At 52.9% G+C, this 21,916-nt stretch carries 20 protein-coding genes and 1 riboswitch; of the genes, 8 read left to right on the top strand and 12 right to left on the bottom strand.

What is annotated here, in order from left to right:
* Nucleotides 1-73: 73 nt before the first annotated feature.
* The gene (gene corA, locus ACT3T7_RS05345; protein ID WP_193054804.1) at nt 74-1,042 is read right to left on the bottom strand and encodes a magnesium/cobalt transporter CorA; all 969 of its coding nucleotides are present in this window, start codon (nt 1,040-1,042) and stop codon (nt 74-76) included.
* The gene (locus tag ACT3T7_RS05340) at nt 1,039-2,427 is read right to left on the bottom strand and encodes a sodium:solute symporter (RefSeq protein WP_444630276.1); all 1,389 of its coding nucleotides are present in this window, start codon (nt 2,425-2,427) and stop codon (nt 1,039-1,041) included. Before ACT3T7_RS05340 ends, corA begins: the two co-directional genes overlap by 4 nt.
* Nucleotides 2,417-2,521, bottom strand: a riboswitch (TPP riboswitch). (Overlaps the previous gene by 11 nt.)
* A gap of 265 nt (nt 2,522-2,786) precedes the next feature.
* Between ACT3T7_RS05340 and ACT3T7_RS05335 the strand changes: the two genes are divergently transcribed.
* The gene (locus ACT3T7_RS05335; RefSeq protein ID WP_193054802.1) at nt 2,787-3,479 is read left to right on the top strand and encodes a hypothetical protein; all 693 of its coding nucleotides are present in this window, start codon (nt 2,787-2,789) and stop codon (nt 3,477-3,479) included.
* A 63-nt stretch (nt 3,480-3,542) separates the two neighbouring features.
* Here ACT3T7_RS05335 and ACT3T7_RS05330 read toward each other — a convergent pair whose 3' ends face one another.
* Nucleotides 3,543-5,042 (bottom strand): CoA-acylating methylmalonate-semialdehyde dehydrogenase, encoded by a 1,500-nt coding sequence (locus tag ACT3T7_RS05330; RefSeq protein ID WP_444630275.1) that lies wholly within the window; start codon nt 5,040-5,042, stop codon nt 3,543-3,545.
* A 228-nt stretch (nt 5,043-5,270) separates the two neighbouring features.
* Here ACT3T7_RS05330 and ACT3T7_RS05325 point away from each other — a divergent pair, with 228 nt between their 5' ends.
* Nucleotides 5,271-5,657 (top strand): hypothetical protein, encoded by a 387-nt coding sequence (locus ACT3T7_RS05325; RefSeq protein ID WP_172117237.1) that lies wholly within the window; start codon nt 5,271-5,273, stop codon nt 5,655-5,657.
* Nucleotides 5,658-5,768: 111 nt separating this feature from the next.
* Entirely contained in the window at nt 5,769-7,508 is a 1,740-nt protein-coding gene (locus tag ACT3T7_RS05320; protein ID WP_444630274.1) for a potassium/proton antiporter, read from the top strand.
* 125 nt (nt 7,509-7,633) lie between these two features.
* Here the strand turns inward: ACT3T7_RS05320 and ACT3T7_RS05315 are convergent, their stop codons facing one another.
* Nucleotides 7,634-8,341 (bottom strand): DUF3581 family protein, encoded by a 708-nt coding sequence (locus ACT3T7_RS05315; RefSeq protein ID WP_087106339.1) that lies wholly within the window; start codon nt 8,339-8,341, stop codon nt 7,634-7,636.
* Between the two features lie 108 nt (nt 8,342-8,449).
* Here ACT3T7_RS05315 and ACT3T7_RS05310 point away from each other — a divergent pair, with 108 nt between their 5' ends.
* On the top strand, nt 8,450-11,404 hold the full coding sequence (locus ACT3T7_RS05310; protein ID WP_444630273.1) for a hypothetical protein: 2,955 nt from the start codon (nt 8,450-8,452) through the stop codon (nt 11,402-11,404).
* Here the strand turns inward: ACT3T7_RS05310 and ACT3T7_RS05305 are convergent.
* Complete coding sequence (locus tag ACT3T7_RS05305) at nt 11,401-12,114, bottom strand: trimeric intracellular cation channel family protein (RefSeq protein ID WP_193056777.1); 714 nt, start codon at nt 12,112-12,114, stop codon at nt 11,401-11,403. The genes ACT3T7_RS05310 and ACT3T7_RS05305 overlap by 4 nt on opposite strands.
* A gap of 160 nt (nt 12,115-12,274) precedes the next feature.
* Between ACT3T7_RS05305 and ACT3T7_RS05300 the strand changes: the two genes are divergently transcribed.
* From ACT3T7_RS05300 to ACT3T7_RS05290, 3 genes are all read left to right on the top strand, one after another.
* Entirely contained in the window at nt 12,275-12,769 is a 495-nt protein-coding gene (locus ACT3T7_RS05300; RefSeq protein WP_441678920.1) for a nodulation efficiency, NfeD-like protein, read from the top strand.
* 2 nt (nt 12,770-12,771) lie between these two features.
* On the top strand, nt 12,772-13,830 hold the full coding sequence (locus ACT3T7_RS05295; protein WP_172117243.1) for an SPFH domain-containing protein: 1,059 nt from the start codon (nt 12,772-12,774) through the stop codon (nt 13,828-13,830).
* A gap of 359 nt (nt 13,831-14,189) precedes the next feature.
* Complete coding sequence (locus ACT3T7_RS05290) at nt 14,190-15,980, top strand: GGDEF domain-containing protein (protein ID WP_444630272.1); 1,791 nt, start codon at nt 14,190-14,192, stop codon at nt 15,978-15,980.
* Between the two features lie 98 nt (nt 15,981-16,078).
* Here the strand turns inward: ACT3T7_RS05290 and ACT3T7_RS05285 are convergent, their stop codons facing one another.
* The 5 genes from ACT3T7_RS05285 to ACT3T7_RS05265 all read right to left on the bottom strand — a co-directional run bounded on the left by ACT3T7_RS05285 (nt 16,079) and on the right by ACT3T7_RS05265 (nt 19,715).
* On the bottom strand, nt 16,079-17,584 hold the full coding sequence (locus ACT3T7_RS05285; protein ID WP_444630271.1) for a sodium:solute symporter family protein: 1,506 nt from the start codon (nt 17,582-17,584) through the stop codon (nt 16,079-16,081).
* Entirely contained in the window at nt 17,577-17,804 is a 228-nt protein-coding gene (locus tag ACT3T7_RS05280; protein ID WP_192527844.1) for a hypothetical protein, read from the bottom strand. Before ACT3T7_RS05280 ends, ACT3T7_RS05285 begins: the two co-directional genes overlap by 8 nt.
* Before the next feature lie 62 nt (nt 17,805-17,866).
* Nucleotides 17,867-18,595: a 5,6-dimethylbenzimidazole synthase gene (bluB, locus tag ACT3T7_RS05275; protein WP_444630270.1), complete on the bottom strand. Its 729-nt coding sequence runs from the start codon at nt 18,593-18,595 to the stop codon at nt 17,867-17,869.
* 6 nt (nt 18,596-18,601) lie between these two features.
* Nucleotides 18,602-19,060, bottom strand: coding sequence for a GNAT family N-acetyltransferase (locus ACT3T7_RS05270; RefSeq protein ID WP_444630269.1), 459 nt, complete (start codon nt 19,058-19,060; stop codon nt 18,602-18,604).
* A 157-nt stretch (nt 19,061-19,217) separates the two neighbouring features.
* On the bottom strand, nt 19,218-19,715 hold the full coding sequence (locus ACT3T7_RS05265; protein WP_444630268.1) for a MarR family winged helix-turn-helix transcriptional regulator: 498 nt from the start codon (nt 19,713-19,715) through the stop codon (nt 19,218-19,220).
* Between the two features lie 100 nt (nt 19,716-19,815).
* On the opposite strand from ACT3T7_RS05265, the gene ACT3T7_RS05260 reads away from it, so the two are divergent.
* Entirely contained in the window at nt 19,816-20,742 is a 927-nt protein-coding gene (locus tag ACT3T7_RS05260; RefSeq protein WP_444630267.1) for a DMT family transporter, read from the top strand.
* Between the two features lie 30 nt (nt 20,743-20,772).
* Here the strand turns inward: ACT3T7_RS05260 and ACT3T7_RS05255 are convergent, their stop codons facing one another.
* The gene (locus ACT3T7_RS05255; RefSeq protein ID WP_444630266.1) at nt 20,773-21,198 is read right to left on the bottom strand and encodes a GNAT family N-acetyltransferase; all 426 of its coding nucleotides are present in this window, start codon (nt 21,196-21,198) and stop codon (nt 20,773-20,775) included.
* A 41-nt stretch (nt 21,199-21,239) separates the two neighbouring features.
* On the bottom strand, nt 21,240-21,872 hold the full coding sequence (locus tag ACT3T7_RS05250; protein ID WP_444630265.1) for a LysE family translocator: 633 nt from the start codon (nt 21,870-21,872) through the stop codon (nt 21,240-21,242).
* Between the last annotated feature and the right edge of the window lie 44 nt (nt 21,873-21,916).

The following is a 21,916-nucleotide window of genomic DNA, read 5'->3' as shown; positions in this document are numbered from 1 at the left end:
AGGCTCCTTGATACAAAGGAATAAGACTAGCCGACCATAGCAAACTCTTGCTACCCCTTAAAAGCCTGCTGAATTAGAACCAGCCCTTTCGCCTGAACACCCAAATCAGCACGCCACCGATTCCTGCCATCATGCCTAAAATGAAGAAGTAGCCATAGCGATAGTGCAGCTCCGGCATGTAGTCAAAGTTCATCCCGTAGATACCCGCAACAAACGTTAACGGAACAAAAATCGCCGTAATGACCGTTAGAACGCGCATTGTAATGTTCAGTTGGTGCGACGAGATTGATATGTAACCGTCTACTAAATCACCGCAAATGTCGTAATACATCTGAGTAAGCGTATAAAGCCGCTCAAAACGTTCGGCAACATCGTTAATGGCATGCAGCGTTTCACTTTCCTCACGCGGGACGTGCTCATAGTCGTAGACAGTTAACTCTTGGGTAATCCCTTTATGATAATTAAACACGCGCCGCATCTTAACCAGCCGGGAGCGGTACATGGTAATTTTGCGCATTAATACATCGTTGCCATTTTCATGTAACTCATCTTCTAAATCGCTTAATTCCGCTTCAAATTCAAGCAGGCTATCGATGTAGTACCCAGCAGAGATATACATCACCTTGAGCGCCACCTGCTCCGGTGATTTCGCTAATAACGTCTTACCCTGCTCCTTAAAGAGCCGCTCAATGCTCATGGCAACGCCTGGATGTAGCGTCACTAGAAAGCACTCACCAATAAAAAAGCAGACCTGCTGAGGAACAAAGTTTAGCTGGGCATCAAAAGATGAAATACCGCGGTAAATAATCAGTGCGTGGTTATCAAACTCTTCTATTTTGGGTGGTACACGCTCCTTATGGGCATCCTGAATAGCCATGGGGTGACACTCAAATTTGCCCAGTAGCCGCTCAGCAGATTCTGCTGATTCCCCCTGCATATCAATCCATATATGACTGCCGGGGGTATTCTGCCATGTGACAAAAAGCTCTTCGTTCCCTTCATGGGTTTCGCCATCAGGGGTAGTCAAAATACTGCGAATCATAACTGTCCTTGGTTCCAAGGGGTTCTTAAATACGCTAATAACACGCTTACCACCGTGGAAGCTAACAACGCACCTAGAAACGGCGCTAGTGTGGGTACACTGTTCGGAAAGCTTGCCGCCATTATCCCTTCGCTTATGCTGGCGTGACTCATCCACCCAGGCAAGATCGCACCCAATAGACCCGCCATGCCGCCACCGATAGCCGCAAGGGGCGTCATGCGCCGCCATAAGCCCAGCAGCACGGGCACCACAGTTGCAGCGCAGACTAAATCAGCGATTAAAAAAAGACGTAAAACAGACACACCTTGAAGTGCGACAACCACGACAGGCACCATAAGCAAAACGGTCATCCAGCGTGTGAGCGCGATAGAAACGCTTGGCTGTTCACTGCGCGACACGATCAGTGAGGCAATACCGCTTTGTAGCGTATCTACGCTGGACGCCACCAATGTAACGGCAAGTACTAGTGCCGTTATAGCTAGCCAGGGTGGCGCGTTATTGAGCAGTGCAAAAAAAGGCATGGGCGGTTCGCCCAGCGGAACACCGTTCATGGCAGCAAGCATACCCAAACCGCCAATCACCATAACGATCATGACCGTGGCGCCCCCTCCTACCCAAGCCCCGCGGGCCAAACTGTGGTCATCACGTGCCGCCCATACCCGCTGCCAGTAGCCCTGGTGAAACAAGTTCGCTGCGGTAACCGCGATGACAAGCGTTAGTGCCACACTAAGCGCATCAGAAGTGGCGATAAAGGGCCATGCCGCACTGCTCGGCATGGCAGGCAAGTGCCAAAGGGTGACACTGGAAACCACCACTAACAGTGCAAGCAGCAACCATGCCTGCCAACGGTCAGTGGCCAGGCTTGCGCGCAGCCCACCGCTTACCGTGTAAAGCAACGTAGTGAGCGTTACTCCAATAATCACCCAGCTCGACGGAACATCAGAAAGCAGCGAGGTGATCGCTCCAATGGCGGTTAATTCAGCGGCTAAAAAGCAGGCCATATACACCACGGAAACCAGCGTTACCCAGTGGCGCACTCCGCGCCCATAGCACGCCTCAGCAAACTCAGCGATGCTCCGCCCTTCAGGGAGAGCCCGGCGTATAGACGGACCATAAAAGCCAAGGACGATAAAAGGCAGTGAGGAGCCAAGGGCATAGCCTGCCAAGGCCAGTGGGCCAATAAAAGCGCCAATTTCTGGCGGTGCAAACAAAATCCAGGCGCCCATACCAGATGCAACAAAAGAGAGCCCTAGCGTGGTGCTGGTTTGTGAATTACGAGCGGTTACAAAGTCATCCAATGAGCCTTTACGCCCACGGGCTTTAAGGCCTAAAAATGCAAAGCAACAGAGCGCCGCGCCCAGCACGGCTGACGTTAGGTATGGCATGTCGCACTTCCTCCGCCGGTACTAACCGGTTCAGGTTCCAGGGTCTGCGTCATAGCATTCTCAGCCACGCAACGTGGCTCCCCTGGCGACAGTGAATTGAGAGCGTATCCTGATGTAAAGCGAGCTAACCGTCAAAATGAGCAGCTACTCGCGCCGTATCCTAGCCGCTAAATAGCTAACAGGAAAACGGTTTACTTCTGCTATTCATTCGCTACAACGTTGTCTAGACTAACAAAAGCTGCTGTAAACTGAGTCAAAGCATTACAAAATAAAAGTAGCTTACTGCCATTAGTGTTATAAAACATTAATGTTACAAGCGTCGCACAGGAGAATAAGCGACGCGCTTACAGGAAACCAATATGTCATACACCGAAGCCAAGGAGCATACGCAAGGGCGGCTCAATACTCTGTTTGCTGACCCCTACCGTGCGTTTGAAAACAATACCGATGAGCGCCAGCTTCACGTTCGCGTAATGCTTTATATGCTGCTGGCCCGCCCCATGTCACGAGGAGACATGACGCTACGCGTGATCCATGGCTGGGAGAACGGTAGCTGCGAGCCTGGCGACTTACAGCATGCTGACTACGTTTTAAATACGCTAGATGATGTAAAGCGCGCGGTGAAAGACTTCGACCAGGCCACGAAGCAAAACGCTCCGCTCCCCTCTGAAGACCCTGCCATTTTGGCGATGCCTTTAGCAAATGTGATCGCCGATGCCAAAGCCGAAGGGCAAGAGGTCACCGACGATATACCCAAAACGCCCGAACGCTGGTCTGCGCTTGAAGGCGGCTTGGCACTTTATACGCTTTTTAAAATGTATCACCGGTTGGTGTATGGCGAGGACGATGTCTACCGCTGCTCCCAATGCCAAACGGCCTTAGGCCCGCGTGAAATTCATGAATTTCATCTAGAGGAGAGTGAGTTCGCCCTTTTAGTGCCCCTTGTCGGACAGCCAAAAGAGGCGCCGTCTCTACTCGTATTGCATGAAAGCCAACTTAAGCCGATTGAAAAGCTACTGGAAGAAAGCTTGAGCCTGCTGAATGATTTTTAAGCCTTGAGTACAACAACGTCACTGGCCCCCCGCAAGAGCCAGTGACTGCTTAGTAAGTAAGCGTCAGCTTAATGCAATAGTACTATTGATACCGCTTGAAACGTTTTCAGGCTCAAACCAGCGTGCCGTTACCGTTTTGGTTTGCGTCCAGAAGGCGATCGCCTGTTTTCCATTTGGCCCTAAATCGCCGAGCTTTGAAGCACGTGAGCCAGTGAAGCTGAAATAGGCAACCGGCACCGGGATTGGCACGTTGATACCCACCTGCCCCACGTCTATATCAGTTTCAAAGCGCCGCGCCACCCAGCCAGAATTCGTGAAGATAGACGTGCCGTTGCCGTTAGGATTAGCATTAATAAACGCAATCGCTTCGTCGAGTGTTTCCACGTTGACAACGCAGAGTACCGGCCCAAATATCTCTTCACGGTAAATGGTCATCTCCGCAGTCACATCGGTAAATAACGTCGGTCCCACAAAATTGCCCTTCGGATAACCGTGTACCTGGCAGTTACGCCCATCAATCAATAACGTTGCGCCCTCCTTTTCACCGGTCTCGATAAGACCTAACACACGCTCCTTGGCGGCAGGCGATACCAGCGGCCCTAAATCGGCATCCTGTTGGGTGCCAGGCCCCACTTTCATCTGGCCTGCAGCATCCACAATATCATCAATCCATTGTCGCGCCTCACCGACCAGCACCACGACCGAATTAGCCATACAGCGCTGGCCTGCGGCGCCAAATGCTGAGCCCAGCAGATTGTTGATGGCTTGGCTGCGATTTGCGTCGGGCATAACCACACAGTGGTTCTTCGCCCCCATCATCGCCTGCATACGCTTACCCGCATCTGCCGCCCGCTTGTAAAGCAATGAGCCGACGTGGGTTGAGCCAATAAACGATAGCGCTTTAACCGTTGGGTGATCGACAATCTGGTTGGCAACCTCAGGACCGCCGTGCACCACGTTCAGCACCCCAGCTGGCACACCGGCTTCATGGGCAAGCTCCACCAAGCGCATGGTCGAGCTGGGATCCTGCTCAGAAGGCTTCAACACAAAGGTGTTGCCTGTCGCGATGGCCAGCGGAAACATGAAACAGGGCAGCATGATCGGGAAGTTAAAGGCCGTAATACCGGCCCCTACGCCTAGCGGCTGATGTAGCGTATAAACATCGACGTCGCTTGCCGCGTTCTCGGCCACCTCTCCTAGCTGGAGCGAGGTAATCGAGCAGGCGTGTTCGACCACCTCCAGACCTCGCCCTACTTCACCTTTGGCATCTGGCAACGTTTTGCCATGCTCTTCGGTGATTAAGGCGGCTAGTTCATCGGTGTTGTCACGAATCAGTGCCTGCAACGCCAGCATAATACGCATGCGCTTTCCAAGCGGTACCTTGCGCCACTCTCTAAACGCATGATGGGCGCTTGCAATCGCATGCTCTACTTCTTCTGCCGTGCAAAAAGGCACCCGGGCAACCACCTTTTGGGTCGCCGGATTAACCACATCACGCCACTCCTGGCTTTGAGACAGGACGGCTTGACCATCAATGATCATGGGAATTTCGCGAACGGCCATTACGCTTGCTCCTGATTATGATTGTGTTTGTAACAGAGGCAGTCTCTATAGCTGCCCCAGGGCCAAGAATAGGGTATATCAGCAAGTTAACGTAAACGTCAACTAACGGTTAGTGACAATCCCGATTAGCGATGACAAGACGCCAAAGACAGTGCAAACGCATGTTTAACCGCTTGACCTCCCCTCCCAATAAGGGATGATAATACGGCGCACCCAGGAGATGTCTCTTTGCCTCAGCAATACATGCCCACCGCTATGACGTCTCTCCGGCTCGGCCAAGTGGGCCTCTGGAGCTTGGCGCTATTGCTGTGGTGCGCCGCTCCTCACGAGGCGATGCCGCGGGCTGCTGAGCCAGTTCATCACTCAGCCCTGGAAGACCACGCCAAGCCGCTGATCGTACTGGCTAACCCACTTAATCGCCTTAGCCTGGACCATGACAAGCGACGCCAAAACCCGGTAGTAATTCAAAATGATACCGGGGTGGCTCTGCCCGCCCATGAAAGATGGCCTGGTATTGCGCCTGCCGTTTATCACTGCGTATTGAATACCCTTGGCTCATCGAACCCAGGCTTACCAGGCGGCCTTCCTCCCTGCAGAGCACCACCCTACGCTTAACAAATAACGACAGTTAACAGAGGTGCATAACGCCTCTTTGCCACGTACATGACACCAGGCATTTATTATTAAAAGGTCTGGCCATATCAAGTTATTTCAGGAATCGTGCGTATGTTTCTGGTGGACCAACTTATTTTACTAGCAGCCATCCTGCTACTGGTCGGCATTATTTCAAGCAAGCTGTCAGCTCGCTTGGGTATGCCGGTACTCGTACTGTTTTTAGGAACCGGTATGCTTGCGGGGGAAGCAGGCATTGGCGGTATCGACTTTAATAATCCTGGTTTGGCACACGCGCTGGGCACGTTGGCACTGGCAATGATTTTGTTCGATGGCGGCTTACAAACGCCCCTCGCCTCAATCCGCCTGGTGTGGAAGCCAGCCTCGCTATTGGCCACGCTCGGCGTTTTGATCACATCAATGATTACCGGGGTCGCTGCTGCTTATATTCTAAAGCTCCCCTTGTTGGATGGTTTATTACTCGGCGCCATCGTCGGCTCCACCGACGCCGCTGCGGTTTTCTCATTACTGCGTAATGCTGGCATCCATATTAATCAGCGGCTCAAGTCTACGCTTGAAATTGAAAGCGCATCCAACGACCCGATGGCGATTTTCTTAACCATCGGATTACTTGAAGTACTGGTTAACGATATGCCCCTTGGAGTGGGCCTGTTAAAACTCTTTATCCTGCAAATCGGGGTAGGTGGCGCCGTCGGCTTGCTGGTCGGCTGGGCAGCCGTTCAACTTATTAACCGTATTCATCTGGTCACATCGGGCCTTTATCCCGTTCTGGTTGCGGCATGCGGGCTCTTCGCCTTTGGCGTTGCTGCGAACCTTGGAGGCAGTGGCTTCCTGGCGATTTTTATTGCAGGCGTCATGATCGGCAATCGCCCGATTGCCTTTCAGCGCAGCACGTTTTTGTTTCATGACGGATTAGCGTGGATGAGTCAGATCGTCATGTTCGTGGTGCTTGGGCTGCTGATTAATCCTGTTTCCCTACTGGATGTATGGCTGGAAGGCCTGATGATTGCGGCTATATTAACCTTGGTGGCTCGCCCTCTCGCCGTCACTCCCATTCTTAAACTGTTCGGTTTTACGAACCGCGAAACCGGGCTGGTTGCCTGGGTAGGCCTGCGTGGATCAGTGCCCATTATTTTGGCTATTTTCCCACTGATTTTCGGCCTGGAAGGCGCTGAACTTATCTTCAACGTGGTGTTCTTCGTGGTATTAATTTCTGCCACTATTCAAGGCACTACGCTGCCCTACTTGGCGCGTAAACTGAAACTTACCGAAGCACCGCCTGTTGTGCCTGCCGCCAGCCTGGAGATTACCTCATTGGAGGACGTTGACGCCGACATTGTGGAATATCGGCTAGGTGACTTTACTCGTGCAGCCAACCGTCGTTTATCGCAACTCGCACTGCCTGACGGCACAGTGGTGGCCATGATCACCCGTGGCAAAGACGTTATCCCACCGCGTGGGTCCACCCAATTACAGCCAGGCGATCACTTGTTTGTCGTGCTGCGTCCACAGGTTCTGCCGTTTGTTGACTGTATTTTTGCGGAGGGAGCCACGGTCGACCACTACCAACTCCCCAATCAAATATTGCATCTGAAAGGCAACACCAACGTCGACGAAGTATTTAACTCCTATGGCATTACGCTAGACCGTGATATGCACTGCACATTAGACGCGCTTCTGCGTGAGCGATTGACGGACGAACCACGCATAGGTGACTCAATAGCGTTGGAAAACGTGACCCTCTCCGTTCAAGGCGTACTTGATGGGCGCATTACCACGGTAGGTTTGACCATCAGTCAGCCAGAACTCACTGTAGAGCAACACCCCGCCTGATACCCATACGTAAAGGCCACCCGCTATTAACGGGTGGCCTTTTGAAATACTTCAACGTGCTGCAAAAATGTCCTGCAAGAATCGTATTTCAACCAGTCCTGCTGGACCAGCACTGCAGAAACAACTCAGGCAGCTTCGTAGGCAGCTTTAAGCCGGTAAAACTCATCAACAATGGCGGCCATTTCAGCGGCGTCATAATGACAAAGGCCACTGACCACCAGCTTTTTAGAGCCGACACCGATTGCAACGCCCTTCGATTCAATGGAAAACTCAAGCAATGCGTCTGCTCGCTTCCCCTGCACATCAAGCGATGAGCGCGTTAAGGCAAGGCCTGGTGTAAACCCATCCAAACGCTCTAATGAAAACCCCATGCTATCGTAGATAACCAAAGGGCGTTTAGGGTTAAACATTACCCCATGCTTTTCCATTAGCGGCTTTAAATAATGCGGGAAATTTTTGCCTGAGAACGCCACATAGCAGCGAGCAAAGGCTTCAATAGCAGCACTATCGTGGGTCGTCTCGCCATCACGAACCACCTGTAAATAACATTTTCCACTCTCATCACTTACGTGAAGCTCACCATTTTCTGCTTCACTAAAGAGCAGTGGCGTATCAGCACTTACCATATTGGTGAAGCGAAATTCCATTTGCCGCGACAGCCCGAACTTTACCAGTATTAGCGTAAACAACAGGTCACCAGGCACGCAGAAACGTCGCGCACCCGGATTATGGATCGGGTTGTAATCACCTGCCACGCCTTTAGCGAAACGGCTGGCCTGCTCGGCGGAGACCACTACATACTCTCCGTGTTGCGCGTAAAAATCCTTGAACATGGCGTTTGCTGCCTGCCTAGCGTTGAAATCGAAAACCCATAACTATCCAGCGTCGCGCATAATGCCATAAAACACGCGCCAACAGGAGTCACCTGCCAGGAAGCGAGTATGTCAAACACGAACATTACTAAAAAGCGCTTATCCCGCGTTGTATTGGCTACCTTGATCAGTAGCCTGTTTATCATAACGGTTTGGCTGGTGGGCAGCTACTGGTTGCTGAATAGTCAGTGGTTACCGGAAAGAATTTCTCAGTTTGAAGGTATTGAGGTTCGCTGGAGCCAAGGAACTAGCCGCCACCCTGGACGCTGGGAAGTAGACAACCTTTATCTTGCCCGTGAAGACGATGCGCTACCGATGGCAATTGAGGCCGAGCATGCCACGCTCACACTCTCGTTATGGTCGCTGCTGCGCGGCGAGTTACATATCAAGGTATTAGAGGCCGAAGGAATCCGCCGCTTAACGGTGGGTGATATCGCCCTTGAAGCGCAGGGCACGCTAGAAGTGGCTGATACAACCCTTAGCCGTGAAAACCTGGCCATACCCCATGTGAACTTGGCAATCACAGAAGGCCGCCTGATACGCCCAAGTGACCACGCCACACTGGTTAACGCCATAACCCTTGAAGCCACCGCAACGCTTGATGAGATCACGCCCACGGACCCGGCCACGGGTGCACTTAACCCTGAACTGCTAGCGGCACTTTCCGCAACACTTGATATTAAGGCGCAGGCAGATGCCTGGAATGTATTCATGCCCTACCTGGAGGCCATTCCGTGGCTTTTCCTGGACGGCCGCGGCGCACTGGAGGGCCATATTGAACTTGCCTCAGGCACACTTAAACCAGGTAGCCTGCTTACTTTGAAGGCACCTGAATTACGTTTAACGCTGGATGAGCGAACGCTTTTAGAGCACGATCAACCAACGACCTGGAGAGAGGCAGATGCACCACCCCCACGCCACACAGCAACCGGTAGAGGAAGCGTCCAGCTACGCGTAGCCGATCACCACATTGATTTTGAGACTCGCCTGCAGGATGTCACGCTGGCAGATACACAGCCCTATGCAGTAAATACCGCCTTAAGCCTTAAAAGCGATATGGCCAACCAGCGCCTGGACCACCTAACACCACCCACGGATGCTGAACTAGCGCTTGAAGGCACCATTACCCGGCTGGACATGATGGACCGCTACCTCGCCAATACGCTGGAGGGTCAGGGCATTCGCTTATCCGGCAATGGCCGTTTAGAGGCCGGGGTTAGCGTTCGCGACACTCACGCCCATAGCGCCCATTTGCGGGTCGAGGCAGACGCAATCGCGGTCAACGCACTGGATATGACCGCTCAAGGGCAAGGCATACTTAACGCTGAGCTAAAGGACGCCTCGATGGTGGACGCGACACTTGGTTTCTCCCAGGCAACACTCTCCCACGCTGACCAAACACTGCTTAACGACGCGACACTTGACCTGGTAGCACAAAGTCCTATCGAACCCGTATTAGCCCGCAGCCACGCCACCGCGACACTTCACTGGCAGGACGCCCGTATGGCCAGCATTAGCGCCCTGCAACCGTATATTGCCACCTACCTGCCGGACCCGGCTCCGTTTAGCCTGGTCAGCGGCCAAGCGCAAAGTAATGGAACGCTCCATATTACCCCTGAACAGCTTAGCGGAGCGCTCACCTTAACCGGCGATTCGCTCACTACCCGCTGGCAACGTGATGAGCAGAGCACCCTGCTCACTAGCGATATGCAGCTTTCACTGCAACTACGCGAGGCCGCTACCGATGGCACAAGCGTTGATATCAGTGGTAGCCGTTTACGCTGGCAGGTCGCTGATGACACACAGCCCGAAGAGCGCCTGGAAAGTATCTTAGTGGTTCGCGAAGGCCGCTTTCAGCGGCGTGGCGAGATTCCCAGTGGGCAGTTTCAGCTAGAGGGCAGCGTGCAGCGCTTGAGTTTTCTGAACGCCTTTTTACCCACAGATCACGGCGTTTCGTTGTCTGGCAATGGGCAACTGTTCGCCCAAGGCTCTTTTAGTGGTAAGCGCCTGTTGGCACCTACTCGGCTGCGTATCGATGCCAACCAGCTTGAAGTCGCATTTTTAGACTACCAAGCCAGCGGGCGCGGCGAGCTAACCGCGCAAATCGACAGCCCCGAACAGGCACAACTTTCGCTGGGCATTCCGCGCTTTTCGCTACAGCGTAACGATGATGACAGGCCTCATGTAGAGGGGCGTCACTTTGCCTTAACCACCCAGACAGACCAGCTCAGCAACGTGCTCATATCGCCAGAAGCAGAATACTTTGTTACCCGAATAGCCTTGCCGATTACCGAAGTGCCGGACTTTACTCGCTATAACCGCTACCTGCCTGAAGATACAGGCCTTCGCCTGCTTGGCGGTCAGGCAAACCTGGGCAGCGAGTGGCTACTGGAGGGGATGAGCGCCCAAGGCAACATGACCCTGCGTGCGTTTGGCGCCGACCTCGCCCTTCTTGATCAGCGGCTACGTGGCGATATCGAACTCTACTTACAACTTACTGAAGGCGATTTACAGGCACGGCGTTTTACGGCTAATGACTCATTTCTGCGCTTGGAAAATGTGTTCCGTATCAGCGAGCAAGGCGCTCAGGACGCTGGCTGGTGGGTGCAGCTCTCCATGGATGACGCACAGCTTACCTGGGATGACCCCATTCGCCTGTCCACACAGCTGCGTCTGGCCATGCGCGACACCGGTTTGGTCGCTAGGCTGTTTTTAGCCCGAGCCCGAGAAAGCGACTGGCTCGGCAGGCTACTCAACGTGCGCAATGTTAATGGCACCGCTGAACTTGCACTTAATGGCGAACGTATCCAGCTGAGCAACCTGGTACTCACCGGCGGCCCTCTACTGCTGCTTTCCGATGTCACGCTTGAAGAGCAGAGCGCCAATGGCGCGCTCTATGCCCGCCTTGGCGCACTTGGCATAGGCGTGGAGCTTGTTAACAGCGAACCCAGGCTACACGTACTGCAACCCAAGCGCTGGTTTGACCGCTGGCGGCAAGCGGTTCGCTACCCTCGTCCTGATTAGCGCTTTTTGCGCTGGCGCCGAATCATCCTGACCCGCTCTTTGGCTTTAGCCGGCGTCGAAAGCGGCGCTGCTGAATCCGTCTCTTTGGGCGGCAAAGTGACCCAAGCAAACACCGGCAATGCCAAGTGCCAGCGAATCGCGGCTAACCGCAGCCCCAGCGTAATCGCCAAGGCCATTGCGATACTAACGCTCAGCGGCGTATTCAAGGTGTTCAGCGCGACATATACAGTGCCGCCAGCCATGGCAGCGGTAGCGTAGATCTCTTCACGCAACACCATCGGTACGCGCTGAGCCAGCATGTCGCGGATCATTCCGCCGGCGACACCGGTCATCATCCCCATCAATACCGCCACTACACCGGAGGTTCCCAGCAACAGTGCTTTATGGGTGCCGATGACCGTAAACAAGGCAAGGCCAAAGGCATCCGCAATCGGCAAAAACCTTCGCGACAAGCGATGAATATAGTGGAACCCCACCAGCGAAATGCCCACCGTTGCCAGGATAACCCATAAGTAAGTGGGATCAGCGACCCAAAAGACAGGCCGCAAGCCCAGCACTAAATCACGCAGTGTACCGCCACCAATACCGGTCACAGCGGCCAACACCAGCATGCCAAACGGGTCCATTTTTGACCGACACGCAAGAATAACGCCCGATAGCGCAAAAACAATCACACCCATCATGTCCAACCAATACACCACACCCGTCACGTGATTCCCCTTTGTGCGCTATGTTTTTTAAAGCGGTTTCTTAAAGCAGGCAGAATACCACTAATGCGTTTTTCGCCTATCGCTTGCTCATTCGCTAATTAACCCGACTTAACGCCGTGGCTTAGGGTACGCTTGTGAGAACTTTTTAAAAGGAGGTGCTATGGATTGGAACCCTGCTTATACATGGTTAGTACTGGCGCTACTTCTCAGTTTAGGGGAGTTAACCTCTGGTGCAATGGTACTACTGGCACTGGGTATTGCTGCCGCGCTTACCGCGGCGGTCACTGCCCTTGGGCTCTCTCTACCTTGGCAATTGCTGAGCATGGGCATTTTTTCTGGCCTATTAGTTCCCTTGGGTGTGATGGTGATTCGTCCGCGCTTTTCTCCTCGCGGCGTTGCCTACGGCACCACCGGCACTGGGGTCGAAAAAGGCAATCATTACCACACGTTGCGCCGCGATTATGACGATGCGACCGGTATCAAAATCAACGGCGACTTTTACCGCTTGCGCGTTATGGACACAGGTGCCACAGAGCTTCCACCCGATACGTCCGTTATCTTCCAGCGCTTTGAAGGTACCACAGCGCTGGTTGCCCTCCCCTCGTCAGCCCCTAACCCTTTGCAAGACGATACCACCCTACGCAAGGAGCCTTAATAATGGATTTACCTATTAGCCCCGGTTTATTAATAAGCCTGATTATTGTCGTTATCGGCATTGTGATTATTTCCAAAGGACTGGTGATTGTACGTCAGTCGGAAGTAATGGTAGTTGAGCGCCTCGGCTCATTTAATCGTGTGCTCGAAAGTGGCATCAATATCATCGTTCCCTTTATTGAGCAGCCTCGCGCGATCACCATGCTGCGCTATCGCAAAATGGGCGAAGAGTACCAGGCAATTACCACGGATGAGATTCGCATTGACCGCCGTGAAACGGTGATGGATTTCCCCGGCCAGCCGGTCGTGACCACCGATAACGTAACGGTTCGTATCAATGGCGCGCTTTATTACCAAATTATTGATCCTAAGCGCGCAGTTTACGAAGTCGTCAACATGAGCCAGGCCGTCGAGGTTCTGGCGAAAACCACGCTACGCTCGGTGGTCGGCAAAATGGAGCTGGATAAACTATTTGAATCCCGCGCGGAAGTGAACAATGAGATTCAGGCTGCCATGGAAGAGCCTGCATCCAAATGGGGGGTCAAAATATCTCGCGTCGAGGTACAGGACATCGCCATGCCTGAAGAAGTAGAAACGGCCATGCGCCTACAAATGGCTGCCGAGCGTAAACGCCGCGCCACCGTTACCGAAGCCGAAGGTGAAAAATCTGCCGCTATCGCCATGGCTCAGGGCCAGCGTGAATCGTCCATTCTTAACGCCCAGGGTGATAAGGAATCGGCCATTCTGCGCGCCCAGGGCGAGCAGGAGTCCATCAAACTGGTATTGAATGCTATTGGCGACAGCGAGGAAAACAAACGCACCGTGGTGGGTTATTTACTCGGCCAGAGCTATATCAAGGGTTTGCCCAACATGGCGAAAGACGGCGAGCGCGTCTTTGTGCCTTATGAATCTTCTGCTCTGCTGGGTTCCATGGGCATGTTCCGCGAACTGGCAGGCTCACCTGAGGATGCGGTAGGAGAACATCTAAAACACCGCACCGGCAATACTAACCCATCCAACAGCTTTCGCAGCGGCGTGGTAGGCGGAAGTATTAGCAGTTAATAACGATTAGCTGATAACACTCATTAAAAAAGCCCAGGCCAAGTCGGGTAACAATACACCCGACTTTTTTTCGTAGCCAACATGACATAAAGTTGCTTTAATTTGCGCAATAACAAAACTTCGATACGCGCCTTTTTATACAGCCCGCAGAATGACAAACTTCATTTCACCACGAGGAAATGAGGTTTATCAGCCGGTTTTTAAGCTAACAGGGGCTCCTCCCCCTGCCAAGCCGAGCATCATCAGCCGCTTTCACTATGTATACACTGGCTGGCCGAGCGGGTTTTAGCATCACTTCATTGACTTATCATCAGTGATGATGCGTTTAACAGCCGCATAACAGCGACCAGGACAGAATTTTGTTGCCGCTTGGGGATGGCAAATATAAGGCTATTCTGTGGAGCATTACACTTTGCGTGTGGGTGCTGTATTCGGGTGTTTTACAGGCTGACTCAGCCCCTCAACCTCTGCATAGCTGGGAGTACCACTGGGGAGACCTTCCTGCGGGAACTCAAGGCACTCTTTCCCAGCCGCCCGATACATCACTCACCTGGAACCCCATCAACTTTCCTGCCGATCCACCGGAAAGAAACGGCCAGGAACAGGTATGGTTCCGCGGTGTATTGCCAGACGGTAACTGGAATGACCCCGTACTCTACATCACCAGTATTAACCTGATTGGCCAGATCTATCTGGATGATGCACTGATCTACCAGTACGGCGAATTCGATGCCCAAGGGCGGGGAGATTTTGCAGGCTGGCCGTGGCACATGGTTGAACTGCCTGAGAATTTTTCCGGCAAACCGCTCAACATCCGAGTATTTTCCTATTACACCAATATCGGCCTGTGGGGCGAAGTAAAGGTCATAGAGCGTCTTGAGGTATTGGAAAGTATCATCCACATGTCCGTCCAAGACCTTGCAGTCAGTACCCTGGTATTTGTTTTAGCGTTTATAGCGACTATATTCGCCGTTATTGGCCCTGAAAGGCGCGGCTTTTCAGCTATTGCTCTGTTTGCCTATGCCTCTGGCCTAATGTTGTTGGCTGAAGCGCCAGCTCGCCAGTTGATCGTTGATAATGCTCTGGCTTGGGACACATTGCGCGCGGGCAGTTACTACACGCTACCCATTGCTCTTGGGCTACTACTAAGCCATTGGTTTAACGGAAAAACAAATCGCTGGCTGACCAGTATTTGGGCGCTACACTTAGCCTATCTCGCCATAGCGATCAGCCTGGTTCAATTAGGGCTTGTTAGCCTTTCTATCACTTTTCCCGTATTTGATGCATTACTCACCGTCACGCTGCCCACCATGCTAATACTCGCCCTGTTTAGGTTCCGAGAACTAAGTACTGAGCAGCGATTATTAGCACTTTGCTTCACTTTGTTCATACCACTCTTATTGACTGACATGCTGGTAGCCCACGGCTTTATTGCCTGGCGCACCATACCGTTAAGCTACGGCACGCTGATCTTTTCACTGGCTAACGCGGCGATCTTTCTTTGGCACTACCGGCATACTCAGCAGCAGATGTCACTTGCGAATGAAACTCTGGAATATCAAGTGGCATCAAGGACCAAGAAGCTTGGCCGCCTCGTCCAGGAGCTAGAAAACCTCTCTTTTAAAGACCCTCTCACTAACCTATATAACCGACGTCATTTTGATAGAGTGCTCGAGCATGAATGCCTCCGCGCGCAGCAAAACGCCAGCCAACTATCGCTACTCATGCTGGATATTGACCACTTTAAGCAGATCAACGATCACTTTGGCCATGATGCAGGCGATAGCGTGCTGGTGGAAATGGCGGAACTGCTAAAGCATCACTTTCGTGGCCTTGATATCGTTTGTCGGTTTGGAGGCGAAGAGTTCGTTGCTCTACTACCTGGGACATCAGTTCATGCTGCCGAGTCTCGTGCTAACGCGCTATTGACACTGGCATCAGAACTCTCTCTAGCATACCAGGGAGCGCCACTAACAAAAGTGACGCTTTCTTGCGGAGTAGCGACTTATCCAGACCATACCCAGGACCCATTCAAACTGCTAAAAATGGCTGATGAGATGCTATATCAAGCTAAAAACGGCGGCCGCAATCGCTGCATTGTGTGGCCTGAAACGCCTAAAACGCGCGATTTTATGCTGGGGCAGTCGTAGCCCAGCATAAAATCCCCCTCTCGCTGTCCAGCGATAAGCTGATTGCCAAAAGGCAATCAGTAAACACGCCATGCTACAGGTTGATATGACCTGAGACGCTACAGTGCTGACTTTTTCCCAAGCCGGGTTAAACCACGCGGCGCCGCAATACGAAAAAAACGCTCCACGACATCCGCTTGTGTGGCCGGAGTCACTAACGACACCCCCACAAATATCGGCAAGTTGATGATTAGCCCCCAGAACCCCGCGTGGATTCCCAGCGGGTGTGGCCATAGCGTAGTAAACGCCACGGTAACCAAAAACCCTGCCACAATGCCCGCCATAACGCCCAAGCGTGACGCGCGCGGCCAGAAGAACATGCCAACAAAAGCAGGCAAGACTTGCGAGGCAAACCCCAGCCCTACCAGCAAAATCATCACCAGACTGCCCGGTTCAGCAATCGCGAGCGGTGCAATCACCAAGGCCATGATGGGTAAGATCATACGCCTGGCAAGTCGACCAGTAGTAGCATTTGAAAGCTTTAACAGCGGTTGCAGTACATCCTTACTTAATGACAGCGACACCGAATGAATAAACGGCTCACTTGATGACATGGAAGCCGCCAGGGTTCCCGCCCCCAGTAGCCCGACCAGCACAACGGGCAAATGCTGCATGGCATATTCAAGCGCCACCGTGTCTGCTCGGGCCAGGTCAGGTAGCGAGTAAATACCGATAAAGCCCACAATCACCATGGGTAAAATCACCACATAGTACGTTGGCAGCCAGGTAGCGCTGCGCCGGATGGTGCGTGCGGAAGACGCACTCATCCACTGGGTCCATACCGGGGGCATAAACGAGAGCATCGAGACAATAATCGAGGTGGTCCAGAAGCTAAAACTCATATCCCCGCCAGCCCCTGGTAGGGTTAAAAACGCCACATGCTCAGCCTGAATACGCTCAAATACCGCTGCAAAACTTAAACCGCCGGTGGCGCTATGCACTGCCCACAAGCCTACAGCCCAGGCAACGACCAACATTAATACGCCCTGAAAGGCGTTGGTACGCCCAATCGCCCGCTGACCGCTGGCGTATAAATAGACAGCAATAGAGGCAAGCACTAGCACAACGCCTAACCAAACAGGAATGATACCGCCGCTCATCACAAACAGAATATAGGCCGAACCAACCGTTTGAAGCACCGCGTAAGCAATTGAGCCAACCGCCATTACCAGCGATGCCAGCGCCCCCAAGGCAGGGCTTTGATAACGGTCAGCAATCGCGCTTGCCTGAGTAACGTGGCCAAATTCAGCGCCAAACTGCCATACCTTTGGGCCAAAGTACCAGGCGATCAGGGCCAGATATGCCAAATAGATAGCGACGTAAAAGACCGCAACCCCTTTCGAATAAGCCCAGCCCGGTGCGCCCATAAAGGTATAAGCACTGACGCTCCCTGCGGCAATCAGCAGATACAGCGTGACCGGCCCCATGCTACGCCCAGCAACCCCCCACTCTTCCAGGCTGTTCATATTGGCACGGGTGGCCTGACCACCGCGGGCGCGTAAGCCAATCATCATGGCAATGGCCACATAGATAAGCGTAATCAGCAGAGGCCAGAGGCTATTCATGGTTATCTCGCTCTACGATACGGTTGCCTATCAGCATGACCACCACGCAAGAAAAAATAACCAAATAGCTCCATACCACCATCAGGGGCAGGCCTAGCACTAACGTTGCCCGGTTTACCCAACCAATCATCGGCCACGTTCCCATAGCGATGAGTGTTAAAAACGCAATTAATAAACCCCAACCCGCACGCGAGGTGGGCAGTACCAGTAAACGCCGCATGGTGATTCCCTAAAATTTTGTTAGCCGTCGTACCATCATGCAAAAGCGCGCACCTGCGGCGATTAGCGTGACTGATCGCGCAGCAGCGCATCAAGAGGACCATTCTCAAGCGGCTGCCCCCAACTATCGCCATGTACCAACTCACTTAACGGTAGCCTGGAGCGCCAGCCTTTGGCTTCAAGCTCCGGCTGATCCAGAAACTCGCTGACATAACCAAGGCATAGATAGGCCACGGGATATACGTGATCAGGCAGGTTCAAGGCGTCACTTAACTGAGCCTGATCAATAATACTTACCCAGCCAACGCCAACCCCTTCGGCCCGCGCAGCCAACCACAGGTTTTGTACCGCCAGGCACGTGCTGAACAAGTCAGTTTCGACAATACTGTTGCGGCCTAGCACGTGTGGTCCACCTCGGCTGCGGTCACAGGTGATGCATAGATTCAGCGGGCTTTCGACAATCCCTTGAAGCTTGAGGCTACGGTAAAGATCATTACGCTCCCCCTCAAAACGCTCAGCGGCTTTCTGGTTTTCCTGCTCAAATAACGCAAGGATAGACGCCCTGACCTCGTCACCTTCAATGACAATAAAATCCCAGGGCTGCATGAACCCTACCGAAGGCGCATGGTGGGCAGCCTGCAATAGACGCGCCAGCACGTCAGCCGGAATCGGGTCAGGAAGAAACTGTGAACGCACATCACGGCGCTCATAAATGGCACGATAAAGCCCGTGGCGTTCACTCTCTGAAAAGCAGGCATCTGAAGCGGTCACGGGATTAAACTCCTGTTCCATGATCGTTTATGCGTGGGAGGCGGGTTTGACCATATCAATATGCGGTATGCCGTCTTCATCGTAGGGCTCACTGACGCGCTCGAACCCAAACGCCTCATAGAAAGCATTCAAGTAGATTTGCGCACCAATTTTAATGCCCAGGCCCGGATAGGTTTGCTCGGTAAAACGGATCGCCTCGCCCATAAGCGCTCGGCCATACTGATGGCCTCGAAAAGCCTTAAGGGTCATCACCCGGCCAATCGAGGGCTCAGAAAACTTATCGCCCGGCCCCACTACTCGGATATACGCCGCGAGCTGACCATCAACCGTGGCGGAAAGATGCCAGGCAAGCGGGTCCAGCTCATCAATTTCCTGGTAGGCACACCGCTGTTCCACCACAAACACCGCTATGCGTGCCTTTACGATTTCATAGAATTCGCGCGTGCTTAATTCGTCCAGTCGCGACCAGCTAAAACGTAAAGACATCGCGGTACAATCTCCATCGGGCATTAAGAATTCAAACAGTATAAAACGCCGATTATACATGGTCCGACATACGGCCATCTCGCCAAATAGTCACTAACCTCTGCAGCCAACACAGCCTGCGACAAAGATATCTCACAGAGTGCCCACGTTCAGCGCCTCACTGCTTCTCAACACTGTTCAAAAACTGCTTAAGTAGCGCGTCAAGCTGCGCCCGCTGCTTGTCACTCAAACCACTAACCAGCTCTGCTTGGGTCTCTACATGGGCGGCAACAGCTTCATCAATTAACGCAAACCCTTTCTCAGATAGCGAAATCAGAAAGCCTCTCCCGTCGGCAGGGTTTTTGACACGCTCAATCAACTCCGCTTTTTCCAACTGCTGAAGCCGATGTGTCATGGTGCCGGACGTCACCATGGTGGAGGCCATTAAGTCGCTGGGAGAAAGCGCGTAAGGTGGGCCTTCACGGCGCAGCGTGGCCAGTACGTCAAAGCTTGAGTCGTTAAGGCCGTACGCCGCCCACGTCTGCTCCATGCGCCGCATTAAGCTCTGATTCAATCGTTTGAGTCGGCCCAGCGTGCCCATTGGGGCCACGTTCAGGTCGGGGCGCTGTTGCTGCCACTGTGTGAGTATTTTATCGACATGATCCATGGGGTTCATGCTTACCGCTTTTTAGCTTGACGTCAAGATAAAAAGCCATATACCTTGGCATCAAGATATCTTAAGAAGCATGTTAAAGAGCAACCACAAGAGCCACACTATGCAACCACCCAAGGCAAGATCAGGGGCACTTCCCAAACAGAAACGACTTGCCGCATTTATCTATCTTGTGGCAGGTGGCGCGCTGCTGGGACTTTCGACCAACGTGGCCAAACTAGCCGGTGATGTGCAGCTGTCGCCACTCGCCTTTCTATTTTGGTCGATTACTGGCGCGGCTTTAATTCTGCTGGTCGTAGCAGCACTACGCAGCAATTTGCCGCCTGTCACAGGCCGTACGCTTGAGTATTACCTGGTTTCGGCCTTTGTCGGCGTGGCGGGTTCTAACCTGATTTTCTTCTCGGCCATTCCGCATATTGGTGCAGGTTTTGTCGCCCTTGTGATTACATTGCCGCCGTTGCTTACCTACGTTGGTGCGCTGATAGTAAAGCTGGAACGCTTTCAGATGATGCGGGCGATGGGCGTTATGTCAGCGCTCGCGGGCGCCGTCACCTTGGCAGCTCACAAGCTTTCCGCGCCTGATGCCGACTATATGTGGATTTTGCTGGCGTTGGCAGGGCCGGTACTGTTGGCCATCGGCAATCTTTACCGAACGTTGCGCTGGCCAGCGGGTGTCTCAGGCGACGCTCTTGCGCCCGGTATGCTAGTCGCTGCGGCGGCTTTTCTGTTCAGCGTCGGCCTGCTGCCTGAATTTTCGCTTGGTATTCCAAGCGGGCAACGCCTTCCACTTCTCCTAATTACCCTTCAATCAATGGTATTTGCAGGCCAGTTTTTACTGCTATTTCTGCTTCAGAAAACCGGCGGGCCAGTGCTTCTCAGTCTGCTGGGTTCCGTCGGCGCCGTGGTTGGCGTTCCGGTGGCGATAATGCTCCAAGGAGAAGCCGCGCCGGAGGGCTTACTACCCGGCGCCCTGCTGATAGGCACAGGTATCGCTCTGCTTAACATTGGCAAAGCCAAGCAACTTGCCTAAACAAAGCAAATCATGTCAGGCAGACATCACTTAGAAAACACGCCGTTCCATGTAGTGAGTATTGCCTTCCGTTTTACGAATGTGAAAGCCCATGCGTTCGTAGAGCGCGACGGCAGGATTAATGCAGAACACCCGAAGGCGCAGCGTATCGATATTCGATTGCCGCGCCCTGTTTACCATATGGTGGATGGCTGCCGTACCAAAACCCTGACGCTGCCACTGCGGCGCGATTTGCAGCTCGCGAATATAGCAAGCCTCGGTAGCCTGGTTGATACACAGCAAGCCCACCGGGTGCGTGTTGATGACCAACTGATAGCTTTCCAGGGTACGCCACTCGCTTTCAAACAAAGCGCTGTCCCAGTGCATATCCAGCTGTTCATAGTAGCCGGACATATTCTGGCGGATCAGCTGCTCTGCATAATCCTTATCGTTAGTCGGCTGAATGAGTGGCGCCACATTGACTGCTGGCGCCCTCCCGCTCTCATTGAGAAAACACATTAATTGACCCATGAGTGCTGAGACTTGAGCCCAAGCAAGAGGGCTGCACCAATTAATCCCGTTCCTGAAAATCGCTCAACCCATACCTGTTTTCTACCGCTTAATTTCGTTGCTATCCAGTTTCCGAACTTACCGTAGGTGCTGAGAAACAGGCCGTCGATCACGATATACGAAAAGCCCAGCACGAGTATTTGCGGGAGCAAACTATGAGTAGAACTTAAAAACTGCGGGAACAGAGCGGCAAAGAATATAACTGCTTTGGGGTTAGCAGCTGATGTGATGAATCCACGAGCCCAGAGCGTTTTCAGCGATGCCTTGCGGGCAGGCGCGGCTACGCCATGGGGGCTGAATGATCGGATAATCTGACGGATGCCTAGCCAAATCAGATAGCCCACGCCGAGCCATTTGACAACGGAGAACCCATACTTGGAAGCATGTAAAGCTGCTGCCAACCCTAGCCCTGCCAAAATAATTTGAAAGGTATTGGCGGTTAAATCGCCGGCGGCCGTGGCAAGCGACCTTTGGAACCCATTCGACGCACTGACAGAAAGCATGAGCAAATGACTCGGCCCCGGTGTACTCATGAACAGCAGCACCGTACCGACATATAGAACCCATGTTTCAACCGTCATTTTGAGTCCCTACTGGTTAGGTTATTATCTCGTGCTGAAACATC

Origin of the sequence: Halomonas sp. 111 (assembly GCF_052379685.1) — a bacterium.
GTDB classification, from domain to species: Bacteria; Pseudomonadota; Gammaproteobacteria; order Pseudomonadales; family Halomonadaceae; genus Vreelandella; species Vreelandella citrativorans.
This window is presented reverse-complemented; position numbering and strand designations above follow the sequence as displayed.